This window comes from Moritella sp. 28 (assembly GCF_018219435.1).
GTDB lineage: Bacteria > Pseudomonadota > Gammaproteobacteria > Enterobacterales > Moritellaceae > Moritella.
The window spans coordinates 4,689,022-4,714,883 of record NZ_CP056121.1 but is presented as its reverse complement, the minus strand read 5'-3'; the positions used below and the strand labels follow the sequence as shown (position 1 = coordinate 4,714,883).

The 25,862-nt window shown below is 42.2% G+C and carries 16 protein-coding genes, 3 tRNA genes and 5 rRNA genes; 18 read left to right on the top strand and 6 right to left on the bottom strand.

From position 1 onward, the window contains the following. Positions 1 to 195 precede the first annotated feature (195 nt). The 7 genes from HWV02_RS20980 to HWV02_RS20950 all read left to right on the top strand — a co-directional run bounded on the left by HWV02_RS20980 (position 196) and on the right by HWV02_RS20950 (position 8,889). A 23S ribosomal RNA gene (locus tag HWV02_RS20980) occupies positions 196 to 3,087 on the top strand. Positions 3,088 to 3,228: 141 nt separating this feature from the next. Beyond that, positions 3,229 to 3,344: ribosomal RNA gene (gene rrf, locus HWV02_RS20975) — 5S ribosomal RNA — on the top strand. A gap of 289 nt (positions 3,345 to 3,633) precedes the next feature. Then, positions 3,634 to 5,178: ribosomal RNA gene (locus HWV02_RS20970) — 16S ribosomal RNA — on the top strand. 119 nt (positions 5,179 to 5,297) lie between these two features. Next, positions 5,298 to 5,373, top strand: a tRNA-Glu gene (locus HWV02_RS20965). 221 nt (positions 5,374 to 5,594) lie between these two features. Then, positions 5,595 to 8,486 (top strand): 23S ribosomal RNA (locus HWV02_RS20960). 126 nt (positions 8,487 to 8,612) lie between these two features. Then, positions 8,613 to 8,728: ribosomal RNA gene (gene rrf / locus HWV02_RS20955) — 5S ribosomal RNA — on the top strand. Together the 16S, 23S and 5S rRNA genes with 2 tRNA genes alongside form the textbook arrangement of a ribosomal RNA operon. An 84-nt stretch (positions 8,729 to 8,812) precedes the next feature. Further along, positions 8,813 to 8,889 (top strand) — tRNA-Asp (locus tag HWV02_RS20950). 653 nt (positions 8,890 to 9,542) lie between these two features. Here the strand turns inward: HWV02_RS20950 and HWV02_RS20945 are convergent. Beyond that, positions 9,543 to 10,664, bottom strand: coding sequence for a PKD domain-containing protein (locus HWV02_RS20945; protein WP_211689270.1), 1,122 nt, complete (start codon positions 10,662 to 10,664; stop codon positions 9,543 to 9,545). 511 nt (positions 10,665 to 11,175) lie between these two features. On the opposite strand from HWV02_RS20945, the gene glnK reads away from it, so the two are divergent. The 5 genes from glnK (at position 11,176) to HWV02_RS22945 (ending at position 15,080) form a co-directional block, all read left to right on the top strand. Then, entirely contained in the window at positions 11,176 to 11,514 is a 339-nt protein-coding gene (glnK, locus tag HWV02_RS20940; protein WP_211673280.1) for a P-II family nitrogen regulator, read from the top strand. A gap of 12 nt (positions 11,515 to 11,526) precedes the next feature. Then, positions 11,527 to 12,759, top strand: coding sequence for an ammonium transporter (locus tag HWV02_RS20935; RefSeq protein WP_211677737.1), 1,233 nt, complete (start codon positions 11,527 to 11,529; stop codon positions 12,757 to 12,759). A gap of 178 nt (positions 12,760 to 12,937) precedes the next feature. Further along, on the top strand, positions 12,938 to 13,537 hold the full coding sequence (locus HWV02_RS20930; protein WP_211677736.1) for an aminodeoxychorismate/anthranilate synthase component II: 600 nt from the start codon (positions 12,938 to 12,940) through the stop codon (positions 13,535 to 13,537). 161 nt (positions 13,538 to 13,698) lie between these two features. Continuing rightward, positions 13,699 to 14,904 carry an aspartate aminotransferase family protein gene (locus HWV02_RS20925; RefSeq protein WP_211680353.1) on the top strand — a complete coding sequence of 402 codons (1,206 nt, stop codon included), beginning with the start codon at positions 13,699 to 13,701 and terminating at the stop codon, positions 14,902 to 14,904. Between the two features lie 41 nt (positions 14,905 to 14,945). Beyond that, entirely contained in the window at positions 14,946 to 15,080 is a 135-nt protein-coding gene (locus HWV02_RS22945; RefSeq protein ID WP_255550564.1) for a hypothetical protein, read from the top strand. Positions 15,081 to 15,268: 188 nt separating this feature from the next. Here HWV02_RS22945 and crp read toward each other — a convergent pair whose 3' ends face one another. Continuing rightward, positions 15,269 to 15,910 carry a cAMP-activated global transcriptional regulator CRP gene (gene crp / locus HWV02_RS20920; protein WP_006032405.1) on the bottom strand — a complete coding sequence of 214 codons (642 nt, stop codon included), beginning with the start codon at positions 15,908 to 15,910 and terminating at the stop codon, positions 15,269 to 15,271. 284 nt (positions 15,911 to 16,194) lie between these two features. On the opposite strand from crp, the gene HWV02_RS20915 reads away from it, so the two are divergent. The 4 genes from HWV02_RS20915 (at position 16,195) to panF (ending at position 19,222) form a co-directional block, all read left to right on the top strand. After that, a complete protein-coding gene (locus HWV02_RS20915) occupies positions 16,195 to 16,599 on the top strand; it encodes an OsmC family protein (RefSeq protein ID WP_067041997.1) in 405 nt (134 codons plus the stop codon). Positions 16,600 to 16,845: 246 nt separating this feature from the next. After that, complete coding sequence (locus HWV02_RS20910) at positions 16,846 to 17,430, top strand: cache domain-containing protein (RefSeq protein ID WP_211677735.1); 585 nt, start codon at positions 16,846 to 16,848, stop codon at positions 17,428 to 17,430. Positions 17,431 to 17,598: 168 nt separating this feature from the next. Next, positions 17,599 to 17,793, top strand: a complete 195-nt coding sequence (locus HWV02_RS20905; protein ID WP_211673276.1) for a DUF997 family protein — start codon at positions 17,599 to 17,601, stop codon at positions 17,791 to 17,793. Continuing rightward, positions 17,786 to 19,222: a sodium/pantothenate symporter gene (gene panF / locus HWV02_RS20900; protein ID WP_211689269.1), complete on the top strand. Its 1,437-nt coding sequence runs from the start codon at positions 17,786 to 17,788 to the stop codon at positions 19,220 to 19,222. The genes HWV02_RS20905 and panF overlap by 8 nt, the downstream gene beginning before the upstream one ends. A gap of 84 nt (positions 19,223 to 19,306) precedes the next feature. Here the strand turns inward: panF and HWV02_RS20895 are convergent, their stop codons facing one another. Next, a complete protein-coding gene (locus HWV02_RS20895; RefSeq protein WP_211677733.1) occupies positions 19,307 to 20,263 on the bottom strand; it encodes a pseudouridine synthase in 957 nt (318 codons plus the stop codon). A 323-nt stretch (positions 20,264 to 20,586) separates the two neighbouring features. Between HWV02_RS20895 and HWV02_RS20890 the strand changes: the two genes are divergently transcribed. Next, the gene (locus tag HWV02_RS20890) at positions 20,587 to 21,801 is read left to right on the top strand and encodes a glycerophosphodiester phosphodiesterase family protein (protein ID WP_211677732.1); all 1,215 of its coding nucleotides are present in this window, start codon (positions 20,587 to 20,589) and stop codon (positions 21,799 to 21,801) included. Between the two features lie 212 nt (positions 21,802 to 22,013). Here the strand turns inward: HWV02_RS20890 and HWV02_RS20885 are convergent, their stop codons facing one another. Beyond that, entirely contained in the window at positions 22,014 to 22,586 is a 573-nt protein-coding gene (locus HWV02_RS20885) for a pyridoxamine 5'-phosphate oxidase family protein (protein ID WP_211677731.1), read from the bottom strand. Positions 22,587 to 22,855: 269 nt separating this feature from the next. On the opposite strand from HWV02_RS20885, the gene HWV02_RS20880 reads away from it, so the two are divergent. Beyond that, complete coding sequence (locus HWV02_RS20880; protein WP_211677729.1) at positions 22,856 to 23,497, top strand: heme-binding beta-barrel domain-containing protein; 642 nt, start codon at positions 22,856 to 22,858, stop codon at positions 23,495 to 23,497. Between the two features lie 125 nt (positions 23,498 to 23,622). Here the strand turns inward: HWV02_RS20880 and HWV02_RS20875 are convergent. Together HWV02_RS20875 and rpoD are read right to left on the bottom strand one after the other, a co-directional pair. Next, positions 23,623 to 23,699, bottom strand: a tRNA-Ile gene (locus tag HWV02_RS20875). A 251-nt stretch (positions 23,700 to 23,950) separates the two neighbouring features. Then, entirely contained in the window at positions 23,951 to 25,780 is a 1,830-nt protein-coding gene (gene rpoD / locus HWV02_RS20870) for an RNA polymerase sigma factor RpoD (RefSeq protein WP_211677728.1), read from the bottom strand. Positions 25,781 to 25,862: the final 82 nt, after the last annotated feature.

The window sequence follows — 25,862 nt, the reverse complement described above, 5'->3', positions numbered from 1 at the left end:
ATTCAGGGTTAGAGACGAAAACTTTGCTTTTTAGCAAATGCTCTTTAAAAATTTGGAAAGCTGAATAAATAAAGAAGTTCTTAAAACACGTTATTACTTCGGTAATAACAATATAGTGTTCTTGAGTATTCTTGAGGCGAAAAAAACTAGATAATACCTAGTTATTTCAATTGTACGGTCGACTTTAGATTGTATGGTTAAGTGACTAAGCGTATACGGTGGATGCCTAGGCAGTCAGAGGCGATGAAGGACGTGTTAATCTGCGTTAAGCTGTGGGGAGTTGATAAAAAGCGTTAATCCACAGATTTCCGAATGGGGGAACCCACTCTACTTTGTAGAGTATCGTAACGTGAATACATAGCGTTACGAAGCGAACCGGGAGAACTGAAACATCTAAGTACCCCGAGGAAAAGAAATCAATAGAGATACCCTTAGTAGCGGCGAGCGAACGGGGTCTAGCCCTTAAGCAGTTTGGAAGTTAGTGGAAGATTCTGGAAAGTTTCACGATACAGGGTGATAGTCCCGTACATGAAAACGACCTTACTGTGAAATCGAGTAGGACGGCACACGTGATATGCTGTTTGAATATGGGAGGACCATCTTCCAAGGCTAAATACTACTGACTGACCGATAGTGAACCAGTACCGTGAGGGAAAGGCGAAAAGAACCCCTGTGAGGGGAGTGAAATAGAACCTGAAACCGTATACGTACAAGCAGTGGGAGCAGACTTGTTCTGTGACTGCGTACCTTTTGTATAATGGGTCAACGACTTAATTTCAGTAGCAAGGTTAAGCGAATAGCGGAGCCGTAGGGAAACCGAGTGTTAACTGCGCGAATAGTTGCTGGGATTAGACCCGAAACCCGGTGATCTAGCCATGGGCAGGTTGAAGGTTGAGTAACATCAACTGGAGGACCGAACCGACTAATGTTGAAAAATTAGCGGATGACTTGTGGCTGGGGGTGAAAGGCCAATCAAACCGGGAGATAGCTGGTTCTCCTCGAAAGCTATTTAGGTAGCGCCTCGCGTCTAACTATTGGGGGTAGAGCACTGTTAAGGCTAGGGGGTCATCCCGACTTACCAACCCTTTGCAAACTCCGAATACCAATAAGTTCAATCGCGGGAGACACACGGCGGGTGCTAACGTCCGTCGTGGAAAGGGAAACAACCCAGACCGTCAGCTAAGGTCCCAAAGTGTATGTTAAGTGGGAAACGATGTGGAAAGGCTCAGACAGCCAGGAAGTTGGCTTAGAAGCAGCCATCTTTTAAAGAAAGCGTAATAGCTCACTGGTCGAGTCGGTCTGCGCGGAAGATTTAACGGGGCTAAACATACCACCGAAGCTACGGATGCAAGACTTGTTCTTGCATGGTAGAGGAGCGTTCTGTAAGCCGTCGAAGGTGAGTTGAGAAGCTTGCTGGAGGTATCAGAAGTGCGAATGTTGACATGAGTAACGATAATGGGGGTGAAAAACCTCCACGCCGAAAGACCAAGGGTTCCTGTCCAACGTTAATCGGGGCAGGGTGAGTCGACCCCTAAGGCGAGGCCGAAAGGCGTAGTCGATGGGAAACAGGTTAATATTCCTGTACTCACTTATATTGCGATGGGGTGACGGAGAAGGTTAGGCTAGCATGGCGATGGTTGTCCATGTTTAAGGTTGTAGGCTGTGTGCTTAGGTAAATCCGGGCGTACATTAAGGCTGAGAGCTGATGACGAGTCTCTACGGAGATGAAGTAGTTGATACCCGGCTTCCAGGAAAAACCTCTAAGCTTCAGATATAAGAGAATCGTACCCCAAACCGACACAGGTGGTTAGGTAGAGAATACTAAGGCGCTTGAGAGAACTCGGGTGAAGGAACTAGGCAAAATGGTACCGTAACTTCGGGAGAAGGTACGCCGATGATGGTGAAGGACTTGCTCCGTAAGCTATTGTCGGTCGCAGAGAAATGGTGGCTGCAACTGTTTATTAAAAACACAGCACTGTGCAAAATCGAAAGATGACGTATACGGTGTGACGCCTGCCCGGTGCCGGAAGGTTAATTGATTGGGTTAGACTTAGGTCGAAGCTCATGATCGAAGCCCCGGTAAACGGCGGCCGTAACTATAACGGTCCTAAGGTAGCGAAATTCCTTGTCGGGTAAGTTCCGACCTGCACGAATGGCGTAATGATGGCCACGCTGTCTCCACCCGAGACTCAGTGAAATTGAAATCGCTGTTAAGATGCAGTGTACCCGCGGCTAGACGGAAAGACCCCGTGAACCTTTACTATAGCTTGGCACTGAACATTGAACCTACATGTGTAGGATAGGTGGGAGACGTTGAAGCATTGTCGCTAGATGATGTGGAGTCAACCTTGAAATACCACCCTTGTACGTTTGATGTTCTAACGTAGGCCCCTTATCGGGGTTGCGGACAGTGTCTGGTGGGTAGTTTGACTGGGGCGGTCTCCTCCCAAAGAGTAACGGAGGAGCACGAAGGTTGGCTAAACATGGTTGGACATCATGTGGTTAGTGCAAAGGCATAAGCCAGCTTAACTGCGAGACAGACACGTCGAGCAGGTACGAAAGTAGGTCTTAGTGATCCGGTGGTTCTGAATGGAAGGGCCATCGCTCAACGGATAAAAGGTACTCCGGGGATAACAGGCTGATACCGCCCAAGAGTTCATATCGACGGCGGTGTTTGGCACCTCGATGTCGGCTCATCACATCCTGGGGCTGAAGTTGGTCCCAAGGGTATGGCTGTTCGCCATTTAAAGTGGTACGCGAGCTGGGTTTAGAACGTCGTGAGACAGTTCGGTCCCTATCTGCCGTGGGCGTTTGAGAATTGAGAGGAGCTGCTCCTAGTACGAGAGGACCGGAGTGGACGAACCACTGGTGTTCGGGTTGTTATGCCAATAGCATTGCCCGGTAGCTAAGTTCGGAACTGATAACCGCTGAAAGCATCTAAGCGGGAAGCAGGCCTCGAGATGAGTTCTCACTGGGACTTTAAGTCCCCTGAAGGGCCGTTGGAGACTACAACGTTGATAGGCAAGGTGTGTAAGTGCTGTGAGGCATTGAGCTAACTTGTACTAATTACCCGTGAGGCTTAACCATACAAATTAAAGTATGATTAATTGAAATATCGACTTAAGAATTGATTGAACACTACTATTTATCGAAAGATAGGTTTTAAAGACTTCTTTATTTATAGCTTTTCAGATTTTAAAGATACAACTTGAAAGCAAACCAGATTTGCTTGGTGACCATAGTGTTGCGGTACCACCTGATCCCATTCCGAACTCAGTAGTGAAACGTAATAACGCCGATGGTAGTGTGGGGCTTCCCCATGTGAGAGTAGGGCATCGCCAAGCGCCAAATTAAATTGTTGTAACGATAGTTACAGCAATTTTCAGATAACACTCCTTGAGTGATATTTGAAAATTGCCGTGTTTAACACGCCAATGCTCTTTAACAATTTATTCAAGCAATCTGTGTGAGCACTTGCAGAGATATAATGACCAAAAATTATATCAATGTAATTGTGAACATTAAATTAAATCGAAAGATTTGGTTTTATAAACAACAAACCTCGGTTTGTTGTTGAAGTACAGAATTCATTGAGCCGACTTAATCAACATCGTTGATTAGTCAAAAAACTTTTAATTGAAGAGTTTGATCATGGCTCAGATTGAACGCTGGCGGTAGGCTTAACACATGCAAGTCGAGCGGAAACGAAGAATAGCTTGCTATTCTGGCGTCGAGCGGCGGACGGGTGAGTAATGCTTGGGAATCTGCCTAGTCGAGGGGGACAACAGTTGGAAACGACTGCTAATACCGCATACGACCTACGGGTGAAAGGGGGCCTCTTCTTGAAAGCTCTCGCGACTAGATGAGCCCAAGTGGGATTAGCTTGTTGGTGAGGTAAGAGCTCACCAAGGCGACGATCCCTAGCTGGTCTGAGAGGATGATCAGCCACACTGGAACTGAGACACGGTCCAGACTCCTACGGGAGGCAGCAGTGGGGAATATTGCACAATGGGGGAAACCCTGATGCAGCCATACCGCGTGTATGAAGAAGGCCTTAGGGTTGTAAAGTACTTTCAGCGAGGAGGAAAGGCAGTAGATTAATACTCTACTGCTGTGACGTTACTCGCAGAAGAAGCACCGGCTAACTCCGTGCCAGCAGCCGCGGTAATACGGAGGGTGCAAGCGTTAATCGGAATTACTGGGCGTAAAGCGCATGCAGGCGGTTTGTTAAGCGAGATGTGAAAGCCCCGGGCTCAACCTGGGAACTGCATTTCGAACTGGCAAACTAGAGTTCTTGAGAGGGTGGTAGAATTTCAGGTGTAGCGGTGAAATGCGTAGAGATCTGAAGGAATACCAGTGGCGAAGGCGGCCACCTGGCAAGTAACTGACGCTCAGATGCGAAAGCGTGGGTAGCAAACGGGATTAGATACCCCGGTAGTCCACGCCGTAAACGATGTCTACTCGGAGTTTGGTTCCTTGAGAACTGGGCTCTTAAGCTAACGCATTAAGTAGACCGCCTGGGGAGTACGGCCGCAAGGTTAAAACTCAAATGAATTGACGGGGGCCCGCACAAGCGGTGGAGCATGTGGTTTAATTCGATGCAACGCGAAGAACCTTACCTACTCTTGACATCCATAGAACTTTTCAGAGATGAATTGGTGCCTTCGGGAACTATGAGACAGGTGCTGCATGGCTGTCGTCAGCTCGTGTTGTGAAATGTTGGGTTAAGTCCCGCAACGAGCGCAACCCTTATCCTTATTTGCCAGCACGTAATGGTGGGAACTCTAAGGAGACTGCCGGTGATAAACCGGAGGAAGGTGGGGACGACGTCAAGTCATCATGGCCCTTACGAGTAGGGCTACACACGTGCTACAATGGCGCATACAAAGGGCTGCAAACCAGCAATGGTAAGCGAATCCCATAAAGTGCGTCGTAGTCCGGATTGGGGTCTGCAACTCGACCCCATGAAGTCGGAATCGCTAGTAATCGTGAATCAGAATGTCACGGTGAATACGTTCCCGGGCCTTGTACACACCGCCCGTCACACCATGGGAGTGGGCTGCACCAGAAGTCATTAGCTTAACCTTCGGGAGGGCGATGACCACGGTGTGGTTCATGACTGGGGTGAAGTCGTAACAAGGTAGCCCTAGGGGAACCTGGGGCTGGATCACCTCCTTACGTAAAGTTGTTAATTTTTGTAAGTGCCCACACAAATTGCTTGAATAGAAACGTTAAAGACAGTCTTATGAAAATAAGACAACGTTTGGGATGAAATCCAAACGTAGAAAGTAAATAGTGTCCCGTTCGTCTAGAGGCCTAGGACACCGCCCTTTCACGGCGGTAACACGAGTTCAAATCTCGTACGGGATACCACTTTTCTTTCTGATTAAAAATCAAAGCTAAGCAGTTTAATGCTTATCTTTGCTTTTTAGCAAATTGCTCTTTAAAAATTTGGAAAGCTGAATAAATAAAGAAGTTCTTAAAACACGTTATTGCTTCGGCAATAACAATATAGTGTTCTTGAGTATTCTTGAGGCGAAAAAAACTAGATAATACCTAGTTATTTCAATTGTACGGTCGACTTTAGATTGTATGGTTAAGTGACTAAGCGTATACGGTGGATGCCTAGGCAGTCAGAGGCGATGAAGGACGTGTTAATCTGCGTTAAGCTGTGGGGAGTTGATAAAAAGCGTTAATCCACAGATTTCCGAATGGGGGAACCCACTCTACTTTGTAGAGTATCGTAACGTGAATACATAGCGTTACGAAGCGAACCGGGAGAACTGAAACATCTAAGTACCCCGAGGAAAAGAAATCAATAGAGATACCCTTAGTAGCGGCGAGCGAACGGGGTCTAGCCCTTAAGCAGTTTGGAAGTTAGTGGAAGATTCTGGAAAGTTTCACGATACAGGGTGATAGTCCCGTACATGAAAACGACCTTACTGTGAAATCGAGTAGGACGGCACACGTGATATGCTGTTTGAATATGGGAGGACCATCTTCCAAGGCTAAATACTACTGACTGACCGATAGTGAACCAGTACCGTGAGGGAAAGGCGAAAAGAACCCCTGTGAGGGGAGTGAAATAGAACCTGAAACCGTATACGTACAAGCAGTGGGAGCAGACTTGTTCTGTGACTGCGTACCTTTTGTATAATGGGTCAACGACTTAATTTCAGTAGCAAGGTTAAGCGAATAGCGGAGCCGTAGGGAAACCGAGTGTTAACTGCGCGAATAGTTGCTGGGATTAGACCCGAAACCCGGTGATCTAGCCATGGGCAGGTTGAAGGTTGAGTAACATCAACTGGAGGACCGAACCGACTAATGTTGAAAAATTAGCGGATGACTTGTGGCTGGGGGTGAAAGGCCAATCAAACCGGGAGATAGCTGGTTCTCCTCGAAAGCTATTTAGGTAGCGCCTCGCGTCTAACTATTGGGGGTAGAGCACTGTTAAGGCTAGGGGGTCATCCCGACTTACCAACCCTTTGCAAACTCCGAATACCAATAAGTTCAATCGCGGGAGACACACGGCGGGTGCTAACGTCCGTCGTGGAAAGGGAAACAACCCAGACCGTCAGCTAAGGTCCCAAAGTGTATGTTAAGTGGGAAACGATGTGGAAAGGCTCAGACAGCCAGGAAGTTGGCTTAGAAGCAGCCATCTTTTAAAGAAAGCGTAATAGCTCACTGGTCGAGTCGGTCTGCGCGGAAGATTTAACGGGGCTAAACATACCACCGAAGCTACGGATGCAAGACTTGTTCTTGCATGGTAGAGGAGCGTTCTGTAAGCCGTCGAAGGTGAGTTGAGAAGCTTGCTGGAGGTATCAGAAGTGCGAATGTTGACATGAGTAACGATAATGGGGGTGAAAAACCTCCACGCCGAAAGACCAAGGGTTCCTGTCCAACGTTAATCGGGGCAGGGTGAGTCGACCCCTAAGGCGAGGCCGAAAGGCGTAGTCGATGGGAAACAGGTTAATATTCCTGTACTCACTTATATTGCGATGGGGTGACGGAGAAGGTTAGGCTAGCATGGCGATGGTTGTCCATGTTTAAGGTTGTAGGCTGTATGCTTAGGTAAATCCGGGCGCACATTAAGGCTGAGAGCTGATGACGAGTCTCTACGGAGATGAAGTAGTTGATACCCGGCTTCCAGGAAAAACCTCTAAGCTTCAGATATAAGAGAATCGTACCCCAAACCGACACAGGTGGTTAGGTAGAGAATACTAAGGCGCTTGAGAGAACTCGGGTGAAGGAACTAGGCAAAATGGTACCGTAACTTCGGGAGAAGGTACGCCGATGATGGTGAAGGACTTGCTCCGTAAGCTATTGTCGGTCGCAGAGAAATGGTGGCTGCAACTGTTTATTAAAAACACAGCACTGTGCAAAATCGAAAGATGACGTATACGGTGTGACGCCTGCCCGGTGCCGGAAGGTTAATTGATTGGGTTAGACTTAGGTCGAAGCTCATGATCGAAGCCCCGGTAAACGGCGGCCGTAACTATAACGGTCCTAAGGTAGCGAAATTCCTTGTCGGGTAAGTTCCGACCTGCACGAATGGCGTAATGATGGCCACGCTGTCTCCACCCGAGACTCAGTGAAATTGAAATCGCTGTTAAGATGCAGTGTACCCGCGGCTAGACGGAAAGACCCCGTGAACCTTTACTATAGCTTGGCACTGAACATTGAACCTACATGTGTAGGATAGGTGGGAGACGTTGAAGCATTGTCGCTAGATGATGTGGAGTCAACCTTGAAATACCACCCTTGTACGTTTGATGTTCTAACGTAGGCCCCTTATCGGGGTTGCGGACAGTGTCTGGTGGGTAGTTTGACTGGGGCGGTCTCCTCCCAAAGAGTAACGGAGGAGCACGAAGGTTGGCTAAACATGGTTGGACATCATGTGGTTAGTGCAAAGGCATAAGCCAGCTTAACTGCGAGACAGACACGTCGAGCAGGTACGAAAGTAGGTCTTAGTGATCCGGTGGTTCTGAATGGAAGGGCCATCGCTCAACGGATAAAAGGTACTCCGGGGATAACAGGCTGATACCGCCCAAGAGTTCATATCGACGGCGGTGTTTGGCACCTCGATGTCGGCTCATCACATCCTGGGGCTGAAGTTGGTCCCAAGGGTATGGCTGTTCGCCATTTAAAGTGGTACGCGAGCTGGGTTTAGAACGTCGTGAGACAGTTCGGTCCCTATCTGCCGTGGGCGTTTGAGAATTGAGAGGAGCTGCTCCTAGTACGAGAGGACCGGAGTGGACGAACCACTGGTGTTCGGGTTGTTATGCCAATAGCATTGCCCGGTAGCTAAGTTCGGAACTGATAACCGCTGAAAGCATCTAAGCGGGAAGCAGGCCTCGAGATGAGTTCTCACTGGGACTTTAAGTCCCCTGAAGGGCCGTTGGAGACTACAACGTTGATAGGCAAGGTGTGTAAGTGCTGTGAGGCATTGAGCTAACTTGTACTAATTACCCGTGAGGCTTAACCATACAAACTGAAGTATGATTAATTGAAATATCGACTTAAGAATAGACAGAACACTTTATGTTTTAAAGACTTCTTTATTTATAGCTTTTCAGATTTTAAAGATACAACTTGAAAGCAAACCAAATTTGCTTGGTGACCATAGTGTTGCGGTACCACCTGATCCCATTCCGAACTCAGTAGTGAAACGTAATAACGCCGATGGTAGTGTGGGGCTTCCCCATGTGAGAGTAGGGCATCGCCAAGCGCCAAATTGAGTCGAAAGACTACAATCAAGGTTTTATACCTTGTATAAAGAATAGACTGATGGAAACATTAGCACAGATTGTGCGGAGTGGTAGTTCAGTTGGTTAGAATACCGGCCTGTCACGCCGGGGGTCGCGGGTTCGAGTCCCGTCCACTCCGCCAACAACAACGAAAGCCTGAATCGAAAGATTCAGGCTTTTTTTGTGCCTGAAATTCAGGATACAAAAATACAGATTGTTCGGAGTTGTCGTTCAGTTGGTTAGACTCTTTACCTAAAAAAGGCGGCCTGTCACGCTGCCGAAGGCTTCGCGGGTTCTAGTCCCGGCACTCCGCCAACAACAACGAAAGCCTGAATCGAAAACTTTTTGTTAGAAATAGAGGCTTTTTTTGTGCCTGAAATTCAGGATACAAGAATACAGATTGTTCGGAGCGGTCGTTCAGTTGGTTAGACTGTTTATAAAACCATAAGCGGCCTGTCACGCAGGGGCTCGCGGGTTGTGTTTGTAGAAAGCCGTCCGCTTTCTCTTTGCCAACAACAACGAAAGCCTGAATCGAAAACTTTTTGTTAGAAATAGAGGCTTTTTTTGTGCCTGAAATTCAGGATTCAAAAAATACAGATTGTTCGGAGTGGTCGTTCAGTTGGTTAGACTCTTTATAAAAAGATAATCGGCCTATCACGCAGGGTGACGGGGGTTGTGGTTTATAAAAAGCCGTCCGCTTTCTCTTTGCCAACAACAACGAAAGCCTGAATCGAAAGATTCAGGCTTTCGGATAAACACTAACCATTTAATTTTAGGTTGGGACTGCTCGCTAACTTAGCACTCATTATTACCTTGCTGTCTTACCTGCCAAGTTAATGTTGGTTTTATACGGGGAAATGATAAATCATCGATGTATTGTTGAATTCTCGCTCCGCACCAGGATTCTGCCGCTGCACGACTTGTAATTGGTGAAGTACTAAAGCACTGACGTTCATCTGTTTTTTTATACAACCAGCTAGAGGATGTTAATACATCACAAGTTACGTAAGAGCCTTCTTCGTAAACATTAATTGTTTCTGTTTTTGTATTTGTGACACCTTCTTTACTCGCGACAGTTAAAACCACGTTGTAAGGGCCTTCTGATGGGTAAGTTGCGGAGGCCGTAATCCCCGTTGCTGATTCTCCATTACCAAAATCCCAGTTATAAGACGAGATATCGCTGCTTTGGTTGGAACTTTCGCTCGCATCGAAGCTTACAACTAACTTATCCTTTGTATAGTTTAACTTTGCAGTTGGAGTTGTTATTTCATCAACAACGTAAACAGTCGTTGCTGTTGTTGCTTGGGTGTTATCTTCGGCTGTGACTTTTAAATGAACAATATGTTGCCCTGTTTTGCTAAAACTATGGGTGACTTGAGGTCCTGACAACTCTTGACCTTCAATCACCCAATCAATTTGAGATAAAGAGCCTTCACTATAGCTAGAGGAATCGCTATTAAACGTATATACCGTTGTTGCTCTATCCGTAATGCCTATTATTGCGCGTGGGGATAGGGGCTGTGTAGCTATATCTTCTGCACTGATTGTTAAATTTTTTGAAAACTGAGCTAAAGCTTCTACAGTATGATTCTCTACAGTTAACTTTACTTTGTAGGTGGCAGCTTCTTTAAACTCATATTGAGGTGCTTGTTCTGGATATAATGAGGTTACTTGTCCCTCACCTTCTAAGCTTACTGACCAGTTAAAAGTCATGTCGTCAGTGGATTGCTCAACATCATTTACGGTATAAACGGAACTGAAATTATAAATGGGTGAGTTTATATCACTAGGTGTAGCTGAAAAACTCACGGATGATATTGTTTTTAATTTGTCATCCTTATCGTCATTATCAAATACATCCTCAGAACCGCAAGCTGTAAGCGTTGATAATAGTGCTACCAGTAGTAATTTCTTCATCGTATTTCTTCCATGAGTTTAGATTTTGAGTAACAGATCCATCTTGGCTACTCGGGTTGGAAGCACATTATCATTATAACGGATTATAAGAAGTACCAATTTGATTGTGGTACAAAACGTTGTGTCACCTTTTGTCTGGTGCTCTTATTGAAATGATTTAATATATTTTAAATGAATTATATCAAATTTAATTATTTAGACTTAAAGGGGCCTAATTAGTAGTAATGATTAACAATTAAAATTAATTAATTTATTACGTAATTTTAAGGTATAAGAAGTTATTAAAAGTGGGATTACGATCTCACATTTTATAGTTATTAACATTTGAACAACAATTGCACTGAATTGGGGTTAACAGCTTCTCTGCTGCACCAAGTTAGTGCTTTATAGATGCGTAAATGTGGGGGCGTTATATTAAGCTATTGAATTTACATTATTTTAATTGTTGGCACGGACGTTGAATTAAGTTTAAGCATATAGATACTCAATATACTCAGGCAAGGAGCTCTTTATGAAGCTAATAAGCGCAATCATTAAACCATTTAAACTCGATGATGTTCGTGAAGCAGTAGCAGATATCGGTGTTGAAGGATTAACAGTAACTGAAGTGAAAGGCTTTGGTCGTCAAAAAGGTCATACCGAATTGTATCGTGGTGCAGAATATCAAGTTGATTTTTTACCTAAAGTTAAGTTAGAAATCGCAACACAGAGTGAAAATGTTGATCGCGTAATTGAAGCTATTAATAGTGCTGCTTATACGGGAAAAATTGGTGATGGTAAGATTTTTGTTTACGATTTAACACAAGTTGTGCGTATCCGTACGGGCGAAATGGACTCAGAAGCAATTTAAAGGAAATAAATTATGCAAGAGCTAACAACTACAGTTACTGAGCTGCGTTTTGCACTCGATACTTTTTACTTTTTAATGTCAGGTGTACTTGTGATGTGGATGGCGGCAGGTTTTGCTATGCTCGAAGCTGGCCTCGTTAGATCTAAGAATACAACTGAAATTCTGACAAAGAACATCGTGCTTTATTCTATCGCATGTATCATGTTTTTATTAGTCGGTTATAACATCATGTATGTTGGTAATGCTGAAGGCGGCATCATCCCATCATTTGGTTCTTTAATTGGCTCACAATCTGAGGGCGCTGATCACTCATTAGAATCAGACTTCTTCTTCCAAGTTGTATTTGTTGCAACAGCAATGTCGATTGTATCAGGTGCGGTTGCTGAACGTATGAAACTATGGGCTTTCCTCGCCTTCACGGTCGTTTTGACTGGTGTTATTTACCCGATGGAAGGTTACTGGACTTGGGGTGGTGGTTTCTTAGCTGAAGCTGGTTTCTCTGATTTTGCGGGTTCAGGTATTGTTCACATGGCTGGTGCGACGGCTGCATTTGCTGCAGTACTTCTATTGGGCGCTCGTAAGGGTAAATATGGTAAGAACGGTGAAGTGTATCCAATCCCTGGTTCAAATATGCCACTAGCAACATTAGGTGCATTTATCTTATGGATGGGTTGGTTTGGTTTTAACGGTGGCTCACAACTACTACTTTCAGATGCTGAAAATGCAACGGCTGTTGGTCAAATCTTTCTGAACACGAACGCGGCGGCGGCTGCCGGTGCTGTAGCTGCATTGCTCATTACTAAATTAATGTGGGGCAAAGCTGATTTAACAATGATTCTTAATGGTGCATTAGCTGGTTTGGTTACTATCACGGCAGACCCTCTGAGTCCTGCACCAGCATTTGCTACATTATTGGGTGCTTTAGGTGGTGCGTTAGTCGTATTTAGTATCGTAGCATTAGATAAAGCGAAGATTGATGATCCAGTTGGTGCTATCTCAGTACATGGTGTTTGTGGTCTATTTGGTTTAATGGTTGTTCCATTTAGCAATTCAGATGCAACATTTAGTGCTCAAATATACGGCGCAGCGATTATCTTTGCTTGGGTATTCGCAGCAAGTATCTTAGTGTGGGCTGTACTGAAAGCGACAATGGGTATTCGTGTTACTGAAGAAGAAGAAGTTACAGGTATGGATATGGCTGACTGTGGTATCGATGCTTACCCTGAGTTTGTATCAGTTAAATAAATTGAGCTAATAGCAGGTTATAAATAACAAAAGCTCAGCAACTGCTGAGCTTTTTCTTTGTTTCTTTAAACATAAAGGTGACTCAGTCGTGTCGATTTATTCGAAGGCACATTATTAGAATCCAATTTCTACCTATGATATTATTCACTCAGTTTCCTCATTAGAATTTTAATTCCGCATGTTACTTATTATCGATAACTACGATAGTTTTACGTTTAATTTATTTCAATACTTCTCAGAGCTTGGGCAAGAAGTTGTCGTTAGGCGTAATGACGAAATTTCACTGGAGCAAATATCTATCTTGTCTCCTGATTATTTGGTTATTTCTCCAGGACCGTGTACACCCAACGATGCTGGTATTTCATTATCTGTTATCGAACAGTTTGCGGGGAAAATACCAATTTTAGGCGTTTGCCTTGGTCATCAATCTATTGCCCAAGTATTTGGCGCAAATGTCATTAAAGCTAAAAAAGTGATGCATGGTAAAACATCGAAAATACAGCATAAAGGTAAAGGCGTTTTTGCGGGGTTAAATAACCCTTTAACAGTTACGCGTTATCATTCTTTGATTGTTGAGACCTTGACGTTGAGTGACGAATTTGAGATCACAGCATGGACTGAAGATGATAAAGGTGAATTTGATGAGATTATGGCATTTAAGCATAAAGACTTTGCATTAGAAGGTGTGCAGTTTCATCCAGAAAGTATTTTAACCGAGCAAGGCAAAGAGTTATTAAATAATTTCCTTCTCAAAAATCAATTTATTTCAAGGGATTAATCTTAGCTCAAGAATTAATGAAATTTCTGCTGTGTTATTACATATTAAACTTGACGTGTGACTATTTATTTATAATTATTGAATATGTATGCACCTATCTATTGGTGTAACTAAAGGATTTAGACATTCACTGAGAGGAAAGGGATATGAGCAATAATGTAATGAATGTTACTCGGGTAGATTTTGATAATGTAATGGTTCCTAACTATGCTCCGGCTGTTATGATCCCAGTTCGAGGTCAAGGGTCACGTGTTTGGGATCAAAATGATAATGAATACATTGATTTTGCTGCTGGCATTGCCGTTAGCTGTTTAGGCCATTGCTATCCCCTTTTAGTTAAAACGCTACAAGCACAAAGCCAGAAATTATGGCATGTGAGTAATTTACTCACTAATGAGCCAGCATTAAGGCTAGCCAACAAACTGATAAATGCGACGTTTGCGGATAAAGTATTCTTTGCTAACTCCGGTGCGGAAGCAAATGAAGCAGCGTTAAAATTAGCGCGTCGTTATGCACACGATAAATTTGGTGAAGGCAAAGATCAGATCATCGCCTTTAATCAGGGATTCCACGGCAGAACTTTCTTTACAGTCACTGTGGGGGGGCAATCGACTTACTCGGACGGGTTTGGTCCTAAGCCTGGAGCTATAGAGCATGTTAACTTCAATGATCTTAATGCATTCGAAGCATTAATCAGCGACAAAACCTGTGCAGTAATAGTGGAACCTTTACAAGGTGAAGGGGGCATACATGCGTCTAATCAACAGTTTTTGATTGGTGTGCGTGCGCTTTGTGATAAATATAATGCGCTGCTGATATTTGATGAAGTACAAACAGGTGTTGGTCGTACAGGGCATTTTTATGCTTATCAACATACCGATATCAAACCTGATATTTTAACGTCAGCAAAAGGCCTCGGTGCCGGTTTCCCTATTGCGGCAATGTTAACAACAGCGACTATTGCTGATAGTTTTACTGTGGGTACGCATGGCAGTACTTATGGGGGTAATCCGCTTGCTTGTAGTGTTGCCGAGGTTGTTGTTGATACAGTTAATGATGAGTTTTTTTTAGCGCAAGTTAAAGCAAAGTCTACGATTTTCCAAGACGCATTAACCGAGATAAATAATCAATATGCTATTTTTTCTGACATTCGTGGTGAAGGCTTGTTATTGGGTGCCGAATTAACTGAGCAATATCAAGGTCAGGCAATTGCGATTATGAGGCAAGCGGCTCAAGAAGGGTTATTACTATTGGTCGCTGGTGCGAATGTTTTACGTTTTACACCCGCTCTGAATATTCCAGAAGAAGATATTCATGCAGGTATGAAAAAGCTTCGTCTTGCTATTGAAAAATGGTTATCCGCTTAACATATACTAATACGTGAGTCAGGTAGTACCTATAGCACCCCTTGCAGCGTTTAATACTGACTTATCATTTGGGTGTTGGTTATGATCATGATGTCCGTAGCGTTGTCTATGGTGGCACTGCTATTTGTTTTGAAGAAGGAGTGCGTAATGGTTCTTTGGTGTCGATTGCGAAGTGAGTTGATAGTTTTATGCTGAATTACAAGATGAAGGTGAGTCGTGTAGTGAAGTGATACGTCAGTGTTAATTAAGCTATTGAATAAACTACAAGGTAATTCAAAATAAACCATACATAATTAAAAATAACGCCTGATTTATTATATAACAAATCAGGCGTTGCTTTTATTATTTTAGTTAACGAGTTGGATTAGCGCGTGCCAAATACAACAATCGTTTTACCATGAGCTGAGATCAGCTCTTGCTCTTCAAGCATTTTCAAAATACGGCCAACGGTTTCACGTGAACAACCAACGATTTGACCAATTTCTTGACGAGTAATTTTAATTTGCATGCCGTCTGGGTGCGTCATTGCGTCAGGCTGTTTTGCTAAGCTTAATAGCGTTTGTGCAATACGGCCAGTTACGTCTAGGAATGCTAGATCACCAACTTTTTGACTTGTTATCTGTAGACGTTCAGCCATTTGACCTGATAAACGCATTAGGATTTCAGGGTTGACTTGGATTAATTGACGGAATTTCTTGTATGAAATTTCTGCTACTTCACATGGTGATTTAGCACGGATCCATGCACTACGTATAGGTTCTTCAGTATCTTCAAATAGGCCTAGTTCACCCATGAAGTCACCTTGATTTAGATAAGAAAGGATCATTTCTTTGCCTTCTTCATCTTTAATTAGAACTGCCACAGAGCCTTTAACGATAAAATACAAAGTTTCCGCTTTTTCTCCAGCATGGATCAGTGTACTTTTTGAAGGGTACTTATGAATATGGCAGTGAGATAAAAACCATTCTAAAGTAGGGTCAGATTGTGGCTTGCCGATAACAACCATGGGTATTCCTCTGTAAGTTATTATAATCGCAAATTATGTCCGTGTTGCGATATTTTAATTTTATTATTATTACTGACTTGATAGCATAAGAGACAATAACACTAATAAGCAAGAACTGAGTTGATTTCTGTTCAATATCAACGTGAATATATCATTTTTTGAATATTGACTTGCTGTTTATTTGTGACTTTTAACTATATTTGGGATATGAGACAGTATTTGATTACTAATCTGGTGTTAAATATTGTCTAATGCCTTCGAATTAGACATTAACGAGGTGTTTTATGAAAGCAAATGTGAAGTGGATCGACAAAATGCAACTGATGGGTACGTCAGAAACGGGTCACGGTATCCTTATGGATGGTGATCGTAATGGTATCGCAGCAAGCCCGATGGAAGTTGTACTTATGGGAATGGGGGCGTGTAGCTCTATTGATGTTGTCGATATTTTGAAGACAGGCCGTCAAAACATCCTTGGTTGTGAAGTTAATTTAACCAGCGAACGTGCTGCAGAACCGCCACGTGTATTTACTAAAATTAATGCCCATTTTGTTGTTTCGGGTAATGACCTAAATGAAAAAAAAGTAAAACGCGCTGTTGAATTGTCGATGGAGAAATATTGCTCAGTCGCTAAAATGCTAGAAAAAGCAGCGGAAGTGACCTCAAGCTATGAGATTGTAGCTAAATAAATTGCCTTGATCGCCAATTATTAATGGTCGGTATACTGCATGCTTATTGTTAATTTGTCTCTCCCAAGTTATTGCATCCTTGTAATATAACAATGATGAAAATATACACAATAGGGTTATTGATAATATAATGTGTTTCAGATTGAACATTAATTGTCATTTTCCTTATTGTTTACAATCGTTTATGTTTTTTATGTGTTAGCATAATGATAGATTATTTTGTTGTGTTAAGTTGTAGAGGCTGTAATGTGCCGTCGTAATTCTGTTATCTGTAAAATTACCTTATGTGTTGTATTTAGTTTTATCGCGTTGATTTGTATCGCATTGGGTTATTTATCAATATTACGTGAAGAAATGCTGGCAGAAAGAAAGTCGCGTCTTGTTAATATTATTAATAAAACGGAAATTATCTTTCAACGCTACGATTTGTATTACCAGTCTGGCGTGTTGTCACTTGAGCAGGCACAAAAGCAAGCTTTAAAGCACCTGTCTCTACTGGATAGGAATTATATTTTTGTCTTCGATGATAATTACACCTTGCTTGCTTCTTTAGGTGGTTTGGATAACTCAACCCATAATGTTAAAATGCTTCAAGACGCTCATGGTAATTACACCTATCAAGTCATCTATGAAAAAGCAAAAAAACTAACGACTGGTAGTTTTGTAAGTTATTGTTTTCCCTTGTTTGTGGGCGGTAAGGCCGTGCGTAAAATCTCTTATAGTAAGCGTTTTGAGACCTGGGGCTGGACCTATGGTGCTGGTGTTTATATTGATAATATTGATTCGATTATCAGTCATACGCTTATTTCGTTCGATGAACACGTTGTATAATAAATATGTCATTCTTTATTCGTTAATATAACTATGTTTAGGTGTAAGCTATCCCCCCGATATAATTAAGCGTAAAATACTCGAACTATTGAATAATTCATACGATTAGAATTATTTATCGATAATGGTTATCTATACTCTCCGCGGGTATTTATTTTAGGCTAAGCTATGCACTCTATTTCAAAAAAAACGCTGCTGCTGACATTGGGCTACTTTGCTCTATGGTGTGCAGGACCGTTATTATTACAAACGCAAGGTGACTGGTGGGGACTTCCCGTTTGGTTCTGGTTTTCTTGCCTGTTTGCACCCTTATTACTTATTTTCATCCTTATTTTAATGATTAAATCGACTTATCATGACTAATCTTATCCCTATTCTTATCTATCTTGTTGCCAGTTTGCTCATTACCCGTTGGTGGAGTGCTCGTCAATCAAAACAATCAGGGGACTTGTTCCAAGATAAAGCCAAACGCTTTTTTATTGGTGGACGTTTTCTTAATGGCCCGTTACTCGCACTGACATTAGTGGCGACCTACACCAGCGCCAGTTCATTTATTGGCGGACCTGGTGCAGCCTATAAAATAGGATTGGGCTGGGTATGGCTTGCGCTGATCCAAGTACCAGTCGCTATGCTTACATTGGGTGTATTAGGGCCTAAGTTATTGGCGCAACGTAAAGCCGAGCACGCGACGTTAATCGAGTGGCTTGATGCGCGGTATCAGAATAGTTGGCTAACTAAATTAGCATTAGTGAGTCTGGTTATGGGTTTCATTGCCATGATATCGGTGCAGTTTATTGGTGGTGCACGTTTATTCTCGGGGGTTAGTGGTATTAGCTATGAACTAGGGCTCGGGCTATTTGTTATTACTGTATTGGCTTATACACTTACCGGCGGCTTTCGTGCTGTGGTGATTACCGACGCATTTCAAGGTATTTTGATGATCATTGGTGTATTAGTCATCTTCTTGACATTGTTGTCACAGGGAGGGTTAACAGCACTTATGGCGGATGTTAGCGCGCAATCTCCGACGTTATTAAGTCCACAAGGTAATAATGGTCAGCTTGGGTGGCCAATGATGTTGTCATTTTGGATGCTGATTTGTTTTGGTACGCTAGGTTTACCGCATACTGTCGTGCGATTATTAGCGGTCAAAGATACCAATGCATTAAAACGTGGGATGATTTGGGGAACAATTATTAGCTTTCTAATGACTTTGATTCCGCATTTGAGTGGTGTGTTAGGCCGTGCTTTATATCCTGATCTAACGATACCTGACGAAATCATGCCTAGATTAATTACCGGCTTATTTACCCCGTTCTGGGCTGGCGTATTGTTGGCTGCGCCTATTGCAGCAGTGATGTCATCGGTGGATTCGATGCTATTGCAATCAGCGGTTAGCTTGGTACGCGATGGCGCTGTGCGTTGCTATCCAACGATGACAGCAAGTAAGCAAGTATGGCTAACTCGTCTTGCCATGTTGCTGATTACCTTGATTGCAACTTATTGTGCGATTAAACCACCGAAAATGATTGTTTGGCTTAATCTTGCTGCTTTTGGGGCATTGCAGGCTGTGTTTTTATGGCCTGTGTTGGCGGGACTTTATTGGCCAAAAGTTTCGGGGCATGCCGCTTTATCTGCAATGCTGACAGGTCTTGTGAGTTATTTGTTATTACTGTGGTTTAAACCTGCGATGTTTGGTATTCATCCTATTGTCCCAGCATTATTAATATCCATGTTTGGGATGTTGGCTGTTCATCGTTTTCAGCAAGTTTATAAAAACCAAAAAGCATAGCTGAATAAGCAACACTAGGGCAGACCTTTACGACAGTTAAGGTCTGCTTAACACTATTGCAAGATATAAACACTAAATACGGTTTTAAACTGGCCCTATCATATCGATACTTTTATCCATTAAAGCTTCTATATCAAGCACATCTGTTGTTATATCATGTTGAATACCTGTTACTGGATCGGTAAATTTGAGCTGTTGGGCTAGCAGCTGTAATGGCTGATTAAAATTATCATCACATCGGTCTAATAATGTTGGATACAAGCGGTCGTTTACCAATGGCATGCCTAAACTATGCATGTGTAAGCGTAATTGGTGTGTCTTACCGGTAATTGGGGACAGTTTAAATAAACCAAACTCACCTTTAACGTCAATCAGTTCTATCTGAGAGTGACTGTTAGCTTCGCCATCGCTGATCTGCATCGTGAAGCTTGGCTCACCTTTTACAATTCTATTTTTTACTGTCCAATTGCGTGGAAACGTGAGGCTACCTTCATTGTGTTGTCGTTGTAAGTCCGGTGTTAACCGAGCAATGGCTTGGTAATGTTTGGTGATATTGCCATGTTTAAATAAGTCATGGTATAGATGGCGCTGCTCAGGGTGTTTAGATAGCAGCATTAAGCCAGCGGTCGCACGGTCAAGGCGATGCGCAGTTACTAGTGTTTCGATACCGGTTTTTATTCTTAGGCGATTCACTAAGCATTCATTAACAAATTGCCCGCTGGGACTGACCGCTAAAAAGTGTGGCTTGTAGGCAACAATAATGTGGTCATCTTCGTAAATAATTTTTTCTGCAAAAGGGATCTTTTTTTCTACCGCTACCTCACGGTAATAATAGACCCGCTCTCGTGGTACAAATGCACAATCTAGTGTAATTAAGCGACCATCACGCCAATGCACTTTGCCATCGATGATCCGTTGTTGCCATATCGTCGCGTCAATCTGTTTGAAATGATTGATAAGAAAGCTGAATACGGTAGGCTTATCGGTCACGCTTTCTGGTAATACAATATGCGAAGCATGGGTGGCACGAACGTGAGACATAAGATTAATAAACTCGGTTAAAACGGGAATAGGGTTAAGTGGGGGAGTGTACCTCAATTCTCCTCGAAAAACCCTATATCGAAAATGAAGAAATACCAACTTGATAAAGAAGACTTCATCGTAAAGTGAAGTTGTAACCAGCTGTTATATAGGAAAATTAATAATTGTAATGATGAGTGCAATTACATATTAGGTGATTTAGTATCACCAGTACTGATAATTATTTGATGCTTATTCACATTACTTATAACAGTAGATAAGCGAACACAGAAATAATAATTAATCAGCCAAATGGATAATTGCTTATTAAAAGGAAATACAAAATGAAGCAAATACTAAAGGGCTCAATCGTGCTCATACTCGGGTTAACTTCAATCACAGCTTGGGCTCATGAGTCGGCTAATTTAGGTCCTCGTCCAGCATATTTAGTCAATAATATGGATGATAGCGTCCTCAAAACTAAATTACAGCAATGTAGTGCAGGGCCATTTCAACGAAGTAGCTTTTCTATTGGCCACCGTGGCGCTGCCATGCAGTTCCCTGAACACACCAAAGAGTCTTACCTTGCAGCCATTGAAATGGGTGCCGGTGTGGTTGAGTGTGATGTGACGTTCACTAAAGACAAACAACTTGTTTGTCGACATTCACAAAACGATCTACACACAACAACCAATGTATTATCAAAACCAGAACTTGCTAAGAAGTGTACTGTACCGTTTACACCTGCGAACGCTGCAACAGGCGAAGATGCCAAAGCAGAATGTAGAACGTCTGATTTCACTCTGGCTGAATTTAAGACGCTTAAAGGTAAAATGGATGGTTCAAATCCGAAAGCAACGACTGTCGAAGAATACATGAATGGTACACCAGGCTGGCGTACTGACCTTTATACGCAAAATGGTACATTAATGACCCATGCAGAAAGTGCTGCATTATTTAAAGCGCATGGTGTGAAAGTAACACCAGAACTTAAGTCGACTGCCGTTGCTATGCCATTTAATGGCTTTACTCAGGAGATGTATGCACAGAAATTAGTTGATGAACTAAAAGCAGCAGGTATTTCAGCATCGGATACCTATTTACAGTCATTTGATTTGAATGATTTAAAGTACTGGATTAAAAATAATCCAAGCTTTGGTAAACAAGCCGTATATCTTGATGAGCGTGTTTATGAACAAAAAGATTTTGTAGCATCGAAAGCCAGCATGAAAGCACTCAAAGATGCTGGTGTAAATATTATCGCTCCACCTTTGTATGCACTTGTCGATTTAGATAAGAAGAAAAACCTTGTACCTTCAAATTACGCCAAACTGGCGAAACAAGCTGATCTTGACATTATAGCATGGACACTAGAACGTTCAGGACCACTGGAACAAGGCGGAGGTTGGTATTATCAAAGTGTCAGCGAAGGTATTAATAATGATGGCGACATGATGAATATGCTTGATGTATTAGCACAAGATGTCGGTGTAATTGGTGTTTTCAGTGATTGGCCAGCAACAGTGACCTATTATGCAAACTGCATGAATTTAAAATAGCGAAGCAGTATTAATATTGTTAATAAGGACACGGTTTTAACATTATTAATCCACTGTAGACAATAAAAAGGGCTTTCGAGCTCTTTTATTTTGTCTGCGTTAAAAGTGAGAGATATATGACCAATATACCTCTTTAATACATGGGAAGTTATAATCAATATTTGAAATAAGCTTATTTCGGTATCATCGATATTCGCATTCAGGTTCTTACTTTAAATGTTAGCATTGATATCAATCCCTGTTCGTTCAACGATTTCAGTTTCAAAACCATCAATACTTTGTTGATTTTGTTTAACCCAGTATTTTTCAATACCTTCTTTACCTTGACGAGTCGACCAGTTAGCTAAGTCATCGCGATCTTCATTATAATTGAAGTAAGGTACAGATTTGCCACAAGATGATTGAACCATTTCTATATCTAAAATGAATATTTGTCGGGCTGCCACACTTTGTGGGAATAGCGCGCAGTATTTATCCCATTCAGGATCTTTTTGATGGATTACTTTTGCATTGCCATAAGCGCGAAGGATCAAAGGTGCCCCTTCAAAAGCGCAAAACATGACTGTCATTCGTGGGTTAATGAGTACGTGAGAAGCTGACTCATTACCGCTACCCGTGAGGTTAAGCCAAGCAATGGTGTTTGTATTGATAACACGAAGTGAGTCTCCACCTTTAGGTGAAAGGTTCACATTGCCAGTATCTGCTGCAGTGCCGACAAAATAAAGGCGCTGTTCGCCAATAAATTTAATATGCTGTTCTGTTAACGCCGAAAATTGCTTCCCCATGTCATATTCCCTCGTGACTTGTATTTATGTTGAATACTATATGTTGTTTATTGTCATGATTTATCTATGTATATTTTTAGCATACCTAAGCCGTAACAACTACCAATTACCACAAAGATTCGTGACGATATAATCATAAATGTGATAGTTGATACCAGTTCAATCATTGAAGAAAGCGATTAAACATATAGCTTTAACCAACTACCCTAAAAGTATTAATGAGGATAATCTTATTGGCAATAATCCACAATAAAAATAAGGTTATAACCATGAATAAAAAAGTAGCATTATTAGCTTTAATCTCTTTATCTTCGGTAAGTTTTATACAAAATGCGAGGGCAGCTGATTTAGACTTAGGACCATTAATTAATTTAATAGGTATATGGGAAAGTACAAAATTCGGAGGTGTAGATGTTGCACCAGGGCAGGCCGGTAGTAATGTTGGTAAAGGAGGTCCTGCTGTTGAACCATATTATGAAACTATTACATTTGAACCTGCAGCAGATGCAACAAATGCAAGTGAACAATATCTAACAGCTCTATATTACAAACAAGAAGTTTTTAGAAAAAGAGATAATGGTAAATTTCATGATCAAAGAGGTTATCTGATTTACGATAAAAAAAATCAGATGGTATATAACTCTTTCTGTATTCCAAGAGCGGTATGCGTAGTGGCCGAAGGTAAAGCAGGGCAGGTCATTAACTTTGAGAGTTCAACGAGGGGGGTTGCTGAAAGTAAATTTATGACAGAAAAAGATACAACAACTAAATTTAAAATGTCTTTGGATATGTCAGAAAAAGACATATTGAAATACTCTCAAATTACGAGTTTGGAAGTATATGGAGGGGCGTTTACGCACACGGATTCAGGTACTTTTAAAAGAAAGAATGAACAAACACCTAAATCTTAGATCGCAGGGTCTGTCATATGAGTCAGGCCTAGCTTAGCTTAGCTGTCAGAACCAGAGATAGGCAAGAGTCACTTTCTTACAGGCATAAAAAAACACCCGATATTGCTATCGAGTGTTCTAAGAATTGGTGGGCCCTCCCAGACTTGAACTGGGGACCTGCCGATTATGAGTCGGATGCTCTAACCAACTGAGCTAAGGGCCCTGATCTTTCAAACGTTCTTACGACGCTTTAAGATGCAGAAAGTATATAAGTATACTTTCTGCGTGTCTAGGCTATATTCAATAACTTAGACAAGAAATCAGCTAACTGTTCAATTATTCATCGAAGACGCTACCTGAATGCCTACCGTTAATAAATAGGGCCGTCATTATTGATTTTATTGCGGGCATAAAAAAACACCTAATGTCGCCATCAGGTGTTCTTTGTAATGCAGAAGAGCATTAACTGTTCAATTATTCGTCTAAGAAGCTACGTAGTTGTTCGCTACGGCTAGGATGACGTAATTTACGTAATGCCTTTGCTTCAATTTGACGAATACGCTCACGCGTTACATCGAACTGTTTACCCACTTCTTCAAGTGTGTGGTCTGTATTCATATCGATACCAAAACGCATACGCAGTACTTTAGCTTCACGGGCTGTTAGGCCTGCTAAAACGTCGTCTGTCGCGCCTTTAAGACTATCTTTTGTTGCAGCGTCAACTGGTAAAGAAAGCGTTGTATCTTCAATGAAATCACCTAAGTGAGAATCTTCATCATCACCAATAGGCGTTTCCATTGAGATTGGCTCTTTAGCAATCTTCAATACTTTACGAATACGATCTTCTGGCATCATCATGCGCTCGGCCAATTCTTCTGGCGTTGCTTCACGGCCCATCTCTTGCAGCATTTGACGCGAAATACGATTCAGTTTATTGATTGTTTCAATCATATGCACTGGAATACGGATTGTACGCGCTTGGTCAGCAATAGAACGTGTGATTGCCTGACGGATCCACCATGTAGCGTAAGTCGAGAATTTGTAACCACGACGGTATTCAAATTTATCTACAGCTTTCATCAGACCGATGTTACCTTCCTGAATTAAATCGAGGAACTGTAGACCACGGTTGGTGTATTTTTTTGCTATCGAAATTACCAGACGTAAATTCGCTTCAACCATTTCTTTTTTCGCACGACGAGCTTTCGCTTCACCAATACTCATACGACGGTTGATGTTTTTGATCTGTGAAATAGACAGACCAGTAGTACTTTCTACTAATTTTAATTTGTTGACACAGCGGCGTACGTCAAAGTCGATACGTTGTAATGCTTGCGCATAAGGTGCTGCTGATTGCTGTGCTTTTTCAAACCAAGTAATGTCAGTTTCGTGGCCAGCGAATGCTTCAACGAATGCTGCTTTTGGCATTTTGCATTGTTCAACACACATCTTGATGACAAGACGTTCTTGAACACGTACGTGATCCATCATGTCACGCATGCTATTTACAATGCGATCAAACTGTTTTGGGATCAGACGGAAAGTACGGAATACTTCACTTAGCATTTCAACGTGTAGGCGTGTTTTCGGATGTTCTAACCCGTCTTCTTTAATGCCTTTCAGTAATGCTGCATGATATTTGCGTAACTCGGCAAATTTCTCAGCTGCTTCTTCTGGATCCGGGCCTTTATTACCTTCTTCCTCATCTTCGTCATCATCAGCATCATCAGAATCAGTTTCTTTGGTTGGAACTTCAGAACCAATATGTGTTGCTGTTGGTGCCACATCTTCTGCATTCGGATCGATGAAACCAGTGATGATGTCACTTAAACGTGTTTCTTCAGCAAGGAACTTGTCATATTCAGCTAATAACGAGTTAATTGCTTCTGGGTATTCTGCAACGGCAGTTTGTACCGCATAGATACCTTCTTCAATTCGTTTGGCAATTTTGATCTCGCCTTCACGAGTCAATAATTCAACGGTACCCATCTCACGCATGTACATACGTACAGGATCGGTAGTTCGGCCAATTTCAGATTCTACAGAAGCAAGCGCTGCAGCTGCAGCTTCTGCGGCATCATCATCTGGTGCCGTTGTATTTTCGGCCATCAACAAATCATCTGCATCAGGTGCTGTTTCTAGCACTTGAATACCCATGTCATTGATCATTTGAATAATATCTTCAACCTGATCTGAGTCCACAATATCTTGTGGTAAGTGATCATTTACTTCTGCATATGTTAGGTAACCTTGTTCTTTACCTTTAGCTACAAGAAGTTTTAATTGTGATTGAGGGGATTCCATAGAATACTTCCACTCCGGTGACGTGGTTCAAAGATACAGACGCAAAAGCACTGCGCAAACAAAGCAGTATAGTGCTAAACGG

Coding starts and splice junctions, on each gene's coding strand:
- HWV02_RS20945 (WP_211689270.1), bottom strand. CDS start 10,664: ATGAAGAAATTACTACTGGTAGCACTATTATCAACGCTTACAGCTTGC.
- glnK (WP_211673280.1), top strand. CDS start 11,176: ATGAAGCTAATAAGCGCAATCATTAAACCATTTAAACTCGATGATGTT.
- HWV02_RS20935 (WP_211677737.1), top strand. CDS start 11,527: ATGCAAGAGCTAACAACTACAGTTACTGAGCTGCGTTTTGCACTCGAT.
- HWV02_RS20930 (WP_211677736.1), top strand. CDS start 12,938: ATGTTACTTATTATCGATAACTACGATAGTTTTACGTTTAATTTATTT.
- HWV02_RS20925 (WP_211680353.1), top strand. CDS start 13,699: ATGAATGTTACTCGGGTAGATTTTGATAATGTAATGGTTCCTAACTAT.
- crp (WP_006032405.1), bottom strand. CDS start 15,910: ATGGTTGTTATCGGCAAGCCACAATCTGACCCTACTTTAGAATGGTTT.
- HWV02_RS20915 (WP_067041997.1), top strand. CDS start 16,195: ATGAAAGCAAATGTGAAGTGGATCGACAAAATGCAACTGATGGGTACG.
- HWV02_RS20910 (WP_211677735.1), top strand. CDS start 16,846: ATGTGCCGTCGTAATTCTGTTATCTGTAAAATTACCTTATGTGTTGTA.
- HWV02_RS20905 (WP_211673276.1), top strand. CDS start 17,599: ATGCACTCTATTTCAAAAAAAACGCTGCTGCTGACATTGGGCTACTTT.
- panF (WP_211689269.1), top strand. CDS start 17,786: ATGACTAATCTTATCCCTATTCTTATCTATCTTGTTGCCAGTTTGCTC.
- HWV02_RS20895 (WP_211677733.1), bottom strand. CDS start 20,263: ATGTCTCACGTTCGTGCCACCCATGCTTCGCATATTGTATTACCAGAA.
- HWV02_RS20890 (WP_211677732.1), top strand. CDS start 20,587: ATGAAGCAAATACTAAAGGGCTCAATCGTGCTCATACTCGGGTTAACT.
- HWV02_RS20885 (WP_211677731.1), bottom strand. CDS start 22,586: ATGGGGAAGCAATTTTCGGCGTTAACAGAACAGCATATTAAATTTATT.
- HWV02_RS20880 (WP_211677729.1), top strand. CDS start 22,856: ATGAATAAAAAAGTAGCATTATTAGCTTTAATCTCTTTATCTTCGGTA.
- rpoD (WP_211677728.1), bottom strand. CDS start 25,780: ATGGAATCCCCTCAATCACAATTAAAACTTCTTGTAGCTAAAGGTAAA.